Raw genomic sequence first — 526 nt, 5'->3', positions numbered from 1 at the left:
CGTCAGGTTCGAGGCCATCGTATTTACGTTGTCCGTCAGGTCCTTCCAGGTACCGCTGACGCTGGGCACGTTAGCTTGTCCACCCAGAATACCTTCGGTACCTACCTCTCGTGCCACACGGGTTACCTCGCCAGCGAAGATGTTCAAGGAGTCCACCATGCGGTTGATGTTGTCCTTCAAATCCAGCAGCTCGCCTTTGACATCAACTACTATTTTTTGGGTCAGGTCGCCTTTGGCTACGGCCGTGGCTACGTTGGCAATGTCGCGCACCTGTAAGGTTAGGTTGGCGGCCATCGTGTTTACGTTGTCGGTGAGTTCCTTCCAGGTACCACCAACGCGTGGTACGTTGGCTTGCCCCCCAAGCTTGCCTTCCGTACCTACTTCGCGAGCCACACGGGTTACTTCATCACCAAAGATGTTCAGTGAGTCCACCATCTGGTTCAGAATGTTCTTCAACTCCAAAATTTCCCCCTTCACATTCACTGTCATCTTCTGGCTCAGGTCGCCGCGGGCTACGGCCGTGGCT

At 54.8% G+C, this 526-nt stretch carries 1 protein-coding gene; it reads right to left on the bottom strand.

What is annotated here, in order from left to right:
- A partial coding sequence (locus tag B9A24_RS21140) for a HAMP domain-containing protein (protein WP_159452132.1) occupies positions 1-526 on the bottom strand: 526 nt, incomplete at both ends.

This window comes from Hymenobacter roseosalivarius DSM 11622, assembly GCF_900176135.1.
Classification (GTDB): domain Bacteria; phylum Bacteroidota; class Bacteroidia; order Cytophagales; family Hymenobacteraceae; genus Hymenobacter; species Hymenobacter roseosalivarius.
This window is presented reverse-complemented; position numbering and strand designations above follow the sequence as displayed.